Origin of the sequence: Nocardia sp. NPDC050408 (genome assembly GCF_044458905.1) — a bacterium.
GTDB lineage: Bacteria > Actinomycetota > Actinomycetes > Mycobacteriales > Mycobacteriaceae > Nocardia.
Window position 1 is genome coordinate 154573 of sequence record NZ_JBITIL010000017.1, and the last position, 9417, is coordinate 163989.

Annotated in this window: 11 protein-coding genes and 1 other RNA gene; 10 read left to right on the forward strand and 2 right to left on the reverse strand. The window is 63.5% G+C overall.

From position 1 onward, the window contains the following. The first annotated feature begins 183 nt into the window (after positions 1 to 183). The 9 genes from ftsE to ACIBJI_RS34040 all read left to right on the forward strand — a co-directional run bounded on the left by ftsE (position 184) and on the right by ACIBJI_RS34040 (position 7091). On the forward strand, positions 184 to 864 hold the full coding sequence (ftsE, locus tag ACIBJI_RS34000) for a cell division ATP-binding protein FtsE (RefSeq protein WP_373864755.1): 681 nt from the start codon (positions 184 to 186) through the stop codon (positions 862 to 864). Next, positions 864 to 1769 carry a permease-like cell division protein FtsX gene (gene ftsX / locus ACIBJI_RS34005; RefSeq protein ID WP_364345115.1) on the forward strand — a complete coding sequence of 302 codons (906 nt, stop codon included), beginning with the start codon at positions 864 to 866 and terminating at the stop codon, positions 1767 to 1769. The genes ftsE and ftsX overlap by 1 nt, the downstream gene beginning before the upstream one ends. A gap of 164 nt (positions 1770 to 1933) precedes the next feature. Continuing rightward, complete coding sequence (gene recQ, locus ACIBJI_RS34010) at positions 1934 to 3817, forward strand: DNA helicase RecQ (RefSeq protein WP_396958685.1); 1884 nt, start codon at positions 1934 to 1936, stop codon at positions 3815 to 3817. 147 nt (positions 3818 to 3964) lie between these two features. Further along, the gene (locus ACIBJI_RS34015; RefSeq protein ID WP_364345111.1) at positions 3965 to 4210 is read left to right on the forward strand and encodes a hypothetical protein; all 246 of its coding nucleotides are present in this window, start codon (positions 3965 to 3967) and stop codon (positions 4208 to 4210) included. A 51-nt stretch (positions 4211 to 4261) separates the two neighbouring features. After that, positions 4262 to 4735, forward strand: coding sequence for an SsrA-binding protein SmpB (gene smpB, locus ACIBJI_RS34020; protein ID WP_227996102.1), 474 nt, complete (start codon positions 4262 to 4264; stop codon positions 4733 to 4735). Continuing rightward, entirely contained in the window at positions 4732 to 5595 is an 864-nt protein-coding gene (locus ACIBJI_RS34025) for an EamA family transporter (RefSeq protein WP_397087328.1), read from the forward strand. The genes smpB and ACIBJI_RS34025 overlap by 4 nt, the downstream gene beginning before the upstream one ends. Positions 5596 to 5849: 254 nt before the next feature. Then, positions 5850 to 6220: a transfer-messenger RNA gene (gene ssrA, locus ACIBJI_RS34030) on the forward strand. A 176-nt stretch (positions 6221 to 6396) separates the two neighbouring features. After that, positions 6397 to 6765: a type II toxin-antitoxin system RelE/ParE family toxin gene (locus ACIBJI_RS34035; protein WP_364345106.1), complete on the forward strand. Its 369-nt coding sequence runs from the start codon at positions 6397 to 6399 to the stop codon at positions 6763 to 6765. Then, the gene (locus tag ACIBJI_RS34040; RefSeq protein ID WP_364345104.1) at positions 6762 to 7091 is read left to right on the forward strand and encodes a helix-turn-helix transcriptional regulator; all 330 of its coding nucleotides are present in this window, start codon (positions 6762 to 6764) and stop codon (positions 7089 to 7091) included. Before ACIBJI_RS34035 ends, ACIBJI_RS34040 begins: the two co-directional genes overlap by 4 nt. A gap of 35 nt (positions 7092 to 7126) precedes the next feature. Here ACIBJI_RS34040 and ACIBJI_RS34045 read toward each other — a convergent pair whose 3' ends face one another. Together ACIBJI_RS34045 and ACIBJI_RS34050 are read right to left on the reverse strand one after the other, a co-directional pair. Further along, positions 7127 to 7276 carry a hypothetical protein gene (locus ACIBJI_RS34045; protein ID WP_364345102.1) on the reverse strand — a complete coding sequence of 50 codons (150 nt, stop codon included), beginning with the start codon at positions 7274 to 7276 and terminating at the stop codon, positions 7127 to 7129. Positions 7277 to 7511: 235 nt separating this feature from the next. Beyond that, entirely contained in the window at positions 7512 to 7751 is a 240-nt protein-coding gene (locus ACIBJI_RS34050; RefSeq protein ID WP_364345100.1) for a hypothetical protein, read from the reverse strand. Positions 7752 to 7867: 116 nt separating this feature from the next. Here ACIBJI_RS34050 and ACIBJI_RS34055 point away from each other — a divergent pair. Further along, a partial coding sequence (locus ACIBJI_RS34055; protein WP_397087331.1) for an ISL3 family transposase occupies positions 7868 to 9417 on the forward strand: 1550 nt, incomplete at its 3' end.

The following is a 9417-nucleotide window of genomic DNA, read 5'->3' on the forward strand; positions in this document are numbered from 1 at the left end:
GCATCATGGGTCGCCACGTTCGTGTTGTACCTGTTCGTCAAGCCCGATCAACCGATCGTGACATCGCCCGAAAAACTCAATACCGTTCCCGTGGTAATGAATACGGCTACGCCCGGTCATTGACCATGATGTAGCTGGTGGCTGCGCGGCGGTTGCTGGTTACACTGACCAACCGTGATCGCTATGCGGAACGTGACCAAGTCGTATCAGACCTCGACGCGACCCGCGCTGGACAACATCACCGTCGGTGTGGGCAAGGGCGAATTCGTCTTCATCATCGGCCCGTCCGGTTCGGGCAAGTCGACCTTCATGCGACTGCTGCTCAAGGAAGAGGCCCCGACCGCGGGCGAGATCCGGGTCGCCGACTTCCAGGTCGACCGGCTGCCCGGCCGGAAGGTGCCGAAGTTGCGTCAGCGCATGGGTTGCGTCTTCCAGGACTTCCGGCTGCTGCAGCAGAAGACCGTCGCCCAGAATGTGGCGTTCGCGCTGGAGGTGATCGGCAAGCGGCGCCAGTTCATCGACCGGACCGTCCCCGAGGTGCTCGATATGGTCGGGCTCGGCGGTAAGGCCGATCGGCTACCGCACGAATTGTCCGGTGGTGAGCAGCAGCGCGTTGCGATCGCGCGGGCCTTCGTGAACCGCCCGCTGGTGCTGCTCGCCGATGAGCCGACCGGCAACCTCGATCCCGACACCAGCGGCGACATCATGCTGCTGCTGGAGCGGATCAACCGCATCGGTACCACCGTGGTGATGGCCACCCACGACAATCACATCGTCGACGCGATGCGTAAGCGAGTGGTGGAGCTGGACCGGGGTCGTCTGATCCGCGACGACGCGATCGGCGTCTACGGGGTGGGCCGGTAATGCGCGCTGGATTCCTGTTCAACGAGGTCCTCACCGGCCTGCGTCGCAATGTCACCATGACCATCGCGATGATCCTGACCACCGCGGTATCGCTGACCATGCTCGGCGGCGGTCTGCTCGCGCTGCGAATCGCGGATAAGACCCAGAACTACTTCATGGATCGGGTCGAGATTCGGCTCTACCTCACCGACCTGGTTTCGGCGAGCGATCGGGACTGTTCGCTGAATCCGTGTCAGCAGCTGATGTCGGATCTGAAGAAGACCGACGGTGTGGTCTCGGTCCAGTTCGTCAACAGCGACGAGGCGATGAAGGAAGCCACCGAGGTGACCTTCAAGGACCAGCCCGAAATGCTGGACATGATCAAGGACACCCGCTTGCCCGCGTCGTTGCGCGTGAAAATGACCGATGCCGATCAATACCCGCGGATCTACCAGACGTTCAACGGTAAGGACGGGATCCAGAGCGTACTCAACGACAAGGACACTGTGGACCGGCTGGTCGGAGTGTTCGACGGCCTGCGGAACGCGGCCTTCGCGTTGGCGGCGTTGCAGGCGTTGGCGGCGTTGCTGTTGATCGCGAATATGGTGCAGATCGCGGCGTTCAGTCGACGCGAGGAGGTCGCCATCATGCGAATGGTCGGTGCGACGCGTTGGTACACGCAGTTGCCGTTCCTTTTGGAAGCGGTGGTCGCGGCCTTGGCCGGGTCGATTCTGGCGGTCGTCGGGTTGTTCCTCGCGCAACCGTTGGTGGTGAATCGTGGGCTCGGTGCGCTGTTCAACAGCAATGTCTTCCCGCATCTCGCGGGTGAGGACATCGCGCTGGTCTCACTGACCATCGCGCCGCTCGGCATCGTGTTTGCCGCGATCACCGCCTATGGCACGTTGCGTTACTACGTCCGGGACTGACAACTCGCGCTGACGGTCTCGATGTAGCTTGTGCGGGGCCGTCAGGGGAACCCCCGCGCGGTGATCGAAATTGGTTGTCCACATGTGGGCAACTCGGCCGATCACCTGGGATCCGCGCTGACGTAGGAGTTCCGTTGTCCGACCGCGCTCGTAGGATGGGCCGCGTGGAATCCCCCGATGCTTTCGCGGCTGTATCGAACGACGGCGCGGTCGCCGAATCCGGTGCGGCACAAGAGGTGCTACGCCGGGTTTTCGGCTACGACAGCTTCCGCGGTGATCAGCGGGAGATCGTCGAGCATGTGGTCGGCGGCGGAGACGCGCTGGTGCTCATGCCGACCGGCGGCGGTAAGTCGCTGTGCTATCAGGTGCCCGCGTTGGTGCGGCCCGGCGTCGGGGTGGTGGTGTCACCACTGATCGCATTGATGCAGGATCAGGTGGACGCACTCAGCGCACTCGGCGTGCGCGCCGGATTCCTGAACTCGACGCAGTTCCCGGATGAGCGGCGGATGGTCGAGGCGCAGTTCGTCGCGGGGGAGTTGGATCTGCTGTATCTCGCGCCCGAGCGCTTGCGCCTGGAGTCGACCGCCGCGCTGCTGGATCGCGGCAAGGTGGCGCTGTTCGCCATCGACGAGGCGCACTGCGTCTCCCAGTGGGGCCACGACTTCCGACCCGACTATCTGTCCCTGTCGATGCTGCACGAGCGCTGGCCGGATGTGCCGCGCATCGCGCTCACCGCGACCGCGACGGCGAAGACCCGCGATGAAATCATCCAGCGGCTCGACCTCGGCTCGGCCCGCCGTTTCGTCGCCAGTTTCGACCGGCCCAATATCCAGTACCGGATCGAACCCAAGAACCGGCCGGATCGGCAGCTGCTCGACTTCATCAAAACCGAGCACGCCGGAGACGCCGGCATCGTCTACTGCTTGTCGCGCAATTCGGTGGAGAAGACCGCAGCTTTCCTCACCGAGAACGGCGTCGAGGCGGTTCCGTATCACGCGGGCCTCGACACGCGCACTCGCACGGTCAACCAAGCGCGGTTCCTGCGTGAGGACGGCCTCGTCGTGGTCGCGACAATCGCCTTCGGCATGGGCATCGATAAGCCCGATGTGCGTTTCGTTGCCCATCTCGATCTGCCCAAGTCGGTGGAGGGCTATTACCAGGAGACCGGGCGAGCGGGCCGTGATGGCCTGCCGTCGACCGCGTGGATGGTCTACGGACTCGCCGACGTAGTGCAGCAGCGCAAGATGATCGACTCGTCCGACGGCGACGCCACTCACCGCAGGCAATTGCAGTTGCATCTGGATGCCATGCTCGCGCTGTGTGAAACGGTGTCCTGCAGGCGAACTCAGCTACTGGCCTACTTTGGACAGTCGGGACAGTCGTGCGGCAATTGCGATACCTGCCTGATCGCGCCGGAAACTTGGAACGGCACCGTGCCCGCACAGAAGGTGCTCTCGACGGTGCTGCGGCTGAAACGCGAACGCGGACAGAGCTTCGGCGCGGGCCATATCGTCGATATCCTGCTCGGCAAATCGAATCCCAAAGTGCTGCAGCATGATCACCACGAGCTGAAGGTCTTCGGCATCGGCACTGATCTGCGCGATGTCGAATGGCGCGGTGTCATAAGGCAATTGCTCGCACAGGGACTACTCGCCGTGCACGGCGACTACGGTGTGCTCATCCTCACCGAGGCCAGCAACGAGGTGTTGTTCGACGGCCGCGAAGTGCTACTGCGCCGCGAACCGGAGCGTGCGGTCAAACCGGCCAGGACACCCAAGGCAGCCAAGGGCAAGTCTCCAGCTGCCGACCTGGCTTCCGTGGACGTGCCGGTCTTCGAGAAGCTGCGTGAATGGCGGGCCGCGACGTCCAAGGAGCAGGGCGTACCCGCCTACGTCGTCTTCCACGACGCGACGCTCCGGGAGATCGCCGCACGCAAGCCCGAGAGCCTGTCCGAACTCGCGACGGTCGGCGGTGTCGGCGAGAACAAACTGGCCAAGTACGGCGAAGGAGTACTCGCGGTATTGGCCGGAGAAGTGAGCAACGCGTGATCGGGCAATGCGTGCGCACCATCGACCCGGGGTAGTAGCCGTCGATCTCGTGATCGGTGGTGCCAGTGAGGCATTTGCGCGCCGAATTGCCTGAATCGCAATGAAATTGCGCGGCGTCGAACCGGTTTCACGGCTAGCGTGCAAGATATGCATTCCGGTGATGGCCCCACCGACGACGGGCCCGACCTGGGCGGCTCGCCGTCCACGGACCCTGGTGATCCGCCGCCGCATCGGCGCGGCACCCATGACCCCGCGGTGGAATCGGTGTGGCTGCGCCGCACCCCGCCGTTACCGCTGCGCCCGCGCGGCATACCCCGCATGACCACGGTATTGCTGGTCGCGGCCTTCATCGCGGTCCTGCTGCTGTATCTCGCGGTCCGGCCGGGTGGCTAGCGCGACAGGCACGGAATAATCCGGTTGCCGAGTCACCTAGAGTTGACCGTTATGAAGGAACAAGGGCGCAAGGTCATCGCGACCAACCGCCGGGCGCGGCACAACTACACGATCCTGGACATCTACGAGGCCGGGATCGCGCTGGTCGGTACCGAGGTCAAGAGTCTGCGCGAGGGTAAGGCCTCGCTGGTGGACGCCTTCGCGACCGTCGACAACGGCGAGGTCTGGCTGCGGGGTCTGCACATTCCCGAGTTCAGCCACGGCACCTGGACCAACCATTCGCCGCGCCGGGTGCGCAAGCTACTGCTGCACAAGCGTGAGATCGAGCGGCTGGTCGGCAAGTCGCGTGAGGGCAACCAGACATTGGTGCCGCTATCGATGTACTTCTCCGACGGCAAGGTCAAAGTCGAGCTCGCGCTCGCCAAGGGTAAGCAGGACTACGACAAGCGACAGGATCTGGCCAAGCGCACCGCTGAGCGCGAGGTCACCCGGGAATTGGGGCGGCGGATCAAAGGCATGCGTTGACCGCTGTTCTACTGGCGCTGGTGGCGGCGGTCGGCTATGGCGTGAGTGATTTCTTCGGTGGTGTTGCGTCACGGCGGGTGACCGCCCTGCGCGTCGTTGTCGTCTCTTATCCGATGTCGACGCTATTCGTCCTCGCGCTGTTACCACTGGTCGGTGGAATCCCGGACACCGCATCGATGCTGTGGGGACTGGCCGCCGGTGTCGCGAGCGGCTTAGCGGTGTGGTGGTTCTATGCCGCGCTGGCCAGCGGCCCGATGGCGGTGGTGTCGCCGTTGACCGCTTTGTTGGTCGCGGGAATTCCGGTGCTGGTCGGTCTGTTGATCGGCGAACGTCCGGGTCCACTCGCCATCGCCGGCATCGTGTTCGCGCTCGGCGCGGTTTACCTGGTGAGCCGGGAGTCGCCCGATGACGTCACCGAAGAGATAACCGGCGGGCGAAAGCTGCGCTTCACCAGGAAAGTCGCGCTGCTCACCGTCGGCTCGGGCGCGGCCTTCGGACTCGCCTTCGTGTGCCTGCACGAAACTCACGCGAGCGCCGGGGTCTGGCCGCTGCTGGCCCAACGCGGCGCCGCAAGTCCGATGGTCTGGCTCATCGCGTTATCAGCGGGGGAGTTGCGACCGCTGCGCGGTGAACCATTGCGGTTGGCGGCCTATATCGCGGTGCTGGACACCATCGCGAATGCCGCGCTGCTGTATGCATTCCACGGTTCGCTGCTCTCGCTGGTCAGCGTGATCGGCTCGCTGTACCCGGCCGCGACCGTCCTGCTGGCGATGGTCCTACTCGGGGAGCGGGTCGGGCGACAGCAGCAGTTCGGGATGGTTTTGGCGCTCGCGTCGGTCGGATTGATCGCGGCGGCCTGATCGCCGTCCACGCATCCAGCAAATCAGAGCTCGCCACCTGCCGAGATCAAGGCGCACTCATGGCGGAACGTTCCCGGGCCGATGCCGTCACAGCATCCGTTGATCTTGGCCGACTCGCGTAGCAGGCCGGAGCCAGCCCCGGTGCGATCGCATCCGTGCAGGTCGGAGGCGTGATTCGCGCCGCATGGATAATGGAATGAACGCGGCATGGCCGAGTGTTAAAGTAACTAGCCCGACAAGGTGTCGGGACGTACGGGGCTGAACGGTTTCGACTGCGTACGTAGATTTAGGGGAAGCGTGTCGGTGCAGGCAAGAGACCACCGTAAGCGTCGTTGCAACCAATTAAGCGCCGATTCCAATCAGCGCGAGTACGCCCTCGCTGCCTAAGTAGCAGGCGTCTCTGTCAGTCCGGGTTCGTCCCTCGACCCGGGTACTGGCATCAGCTAGAGGGAATTACTGTCCGGCTCGGTCGCGGAGTCGGATGGGACATCCAACAGCGACTGGGATCGTCATCCGAGCTTGTTCGCGAGACCCGGAGATCCGAGTAGAGACCTAGCGAACTGCACACGGAGAAGCCCTGAAGACGCGGCGGAGGACCCGGGTTCGATTCCCGGCAGCTCCACAAGATGGGAACCCGCAGGTCAACAACCTGCGGGTTTTCGTTTTTCGATGGCTGGATCGAGTCAGGTGGTGGACGGTGCCTGTACCTGCGGATTTGCACCGACCGCGGTTCGATTCCCAGCACGTCTCTGAGGCTGCATCGAACCCCCGACGGGCATAAGGATTAGTTATAATCTTCTCGTGCGATGGGGCATTGTGCTGCTAGAGCCAGTCAACGACTGGTTCCTTGACCTGGTGAAGAACGAGCCGATGATCGCCGACAAGATTGAGATAGCGCTGGACGAGCTCGCCGAGCGTGGACCGGAGCTGGGAAGACCTTTGGTCGACCGGATCCAGTCCAGCAAGGCACTACACAACCTCAAAGAACTTCGCCCTCGAACCCCGCCAGGTTCCGAGATCAGAATGCTGTTCGTCTTCGATCCGACGCGGGAGGCGATCGTCCTGGTTGCCGGGGACAAGACCGGCCAGTGGAATCGTTGGTACCGAGACGCGATCCCCCTCGCCGAACAGCGCTATAACGACTACCGAGCAACGAAGGAGGAGTCATGAAGGGTGTGTCTTGGGAAGAGACCAAGCGTCGAGCTCGCGAAATCGACCCGACATGGGATTCCCCTGAGCGCATCGCAGCGCGAGATGAGAGCCGCGAGCAGATGCGCGCGGAGCAGCGCGGACACCAGCTCGCCGAACTCCGCAAGCAGTGCGGAGTGACGCAGGCCAAGGTCGCTGAGCTGATGGGGGTTTCGCAGGCCAGGGTGTCGCAGATCGAGCACGGCAAGATCACGTCCATGGACTTGGTTCGCGAATACATCGCCGCGCTCGGAGGAACCCTGGATGTTGTTGCTCACGTTGGTGATTGGAGCGTCAAGGTCGCCTAGCCTGTTCGGGGCACGTTCACCTAGCCCCACGGTATTCAGCGTTCCCGTGCCTCAATGTCGCGTTGTGCCTGCACGTGGCTCATGAGCGCCAGCGCCAGCTTCTTCAAATCCGGCTGACCACGCAGCGCGCCAACAACAACGACCTGCCGTTCCCGCTTGGGCCGTTTACTTTTCTGTTTTCCCATACCAACCCTCCGGTCACTACAAGCTGGTGCCAGCTAGTGATCGCCCGTGGCGAGTTCCTGCTCGCGGTCGGATACTCATCAAAACTCGCTAACGATAGAATTAGTCACTGATGTTGTCGTTTGCGTTAAAGCGAAGCTGAAACACAAACGGCGATACTAGATTTCTTCCAGTCTGGCCTGTGAATTTTGCATCGACTATTTGAATCAGGCTCAGGCCCGGACCAAGTTCCACCAACTAGCTGTGACTGGCGAGCCATCGCTGGTAGCTCTGGTGCCGGAACTGGTAGGCAGCGCCGGTTACTCTGAGCAGGCCCGCGCGGCGTGCCCAATCCAGGAAAGGCCCTGGTGCAGAGGTGAAAGATGTTCCGGTGGCGAATAGTAGCTTCGCGCAGGCGTAGCGGACGCTGGCCTTAGCGCGAGCCAAGAAGATCAAGGTAATGATTATCACCCCGATCGGCGTCGCTACCACCTTCATGATAGGCACGATGGTTCCGCTGATTCCGCGAGCCTCGGGTTGAAAGGGACTGTCAGATAGTCGGCTCTGGCTCACTTCCGGTGGTAGCTGAAGCAGGGTGAGGGCACGATGCCTCGATGGCCGAGGTGAATATCGCTGTCGGACTTGTATTTTCAGGGTTGTCGCCGCTGGTTGTCGAGGACGTGGTCGATGAGGGCAGCCGGATCGTGGTGTCGGCTAGGACGGGGCCCGGTCCGGCCGTGTGCTCGCGGTGCGGCGCTGGGTCGGTGAGGGTTCACAGCTATCACAACCGGACCGTTTCCGACTTGCCGATCGACGGCCGGCTGGTCGTCGTCCGAGTGCGGATCCGGCGGTTAGCCTGCCCAACACTGCAGTGCTGCAAGACTTTCCGTGAGCAAGTCCCTGGAGTGCTTGAACGCTACCAGCGCCGCACCGCCCGGCTGACCTGCCACGTGCGGGCGGTGGTGCGCGAGTTGGCCGGGCGGGCCGCGGTCCGGCTGCTGGCCGTGTTGCCGGTGCGGATGTCCCGCCCCACCGCAGTGCGGATGCTGCTACGCATCCCGCTGCCGCACCGGCCGGTTCCTCGCGTGGTAAATGTGGACGACTTCGCGCTGCGTCGCCGAAACCGTTACGGCACAGTGCTGATCGACGCGGTCACCCACGAACGGATAGACGTCCTCGGTGACCGGAAGTCCGAGACACTCGAGGCGTGGTTGCGCAATAACCCCGCCGTCGAGGTCGTCGTGCGCGACGGATCGGCCACCTACGCCGAGGCCATCCGGCGGGCCCTGCCCGGCGCGGTGCAAGCCAGCGACCGCTGGCATCTGTGGCACGGGCTGGCCCGGTCAGTGGAGAAGGTTGTGGCCGCACACGGTCGATGCTGGGCGGCCGTGGGGCCGAAACGGCAGACGCTGGTCCGCGAGACGACCACTTTGGAGCGTTGGCACGCGGTGCACAACCTGCTCGATCAGGGAGTCGGATTGCTCGATTGCGCACGGCGGCTGGGGTTGTCGCTGAACACGGTGAAGCGCTACGCCCGAGCGGCCGAGCCCGACCAGCTTCGCCGCCCGCCGCAATACCGATCCTGCCTGGTCGACCCCTACCGCGACCACCTCCGCCGACGTCGCGCAGAGCAACCCGGTGTCCCAGTGCTGCACCTGTTCAACGAGATCAAGGCCCTCGGCTACACCGGCGGCCTCAACCTGCTGCACAAATACCTCAACCAGGGCCGTGCCGAAAGCGAGCGACTCAGTCCCTCGCCACGGCGGCTGACCTCCTGGATCATGAGCCGGCCCACCGATCTGCCCACCGGGCGCCGCGCTCACCTGGACGAACTTCTCGCATCCTCTCCGGAGATGACGGATCTGGCCAGACTCGTCGGCGAGTTCGCGGCGATCCTCGTCGAGCGCCGTGGCACTGATCTCGACACGTGGATGAAACAGGTCCGAGAGGCCGGGCTGACCGAACTCGACCCGTTTCTGCGCGGACTCGACCAAGACCACGACGCTGCAATCGCTGGTCTGACCCTGCCCTACAGCAACGGCCCGATCGAGGGCGTCAACACGAAAACCATTCTGTGGAATCTGAAAAGTCAAGCCGGTGACCGTTGTCCGTGGCGGACGCCAACGATCGGCAGCTGGATGCCGATCGCGGTGCCGGCCCGGGG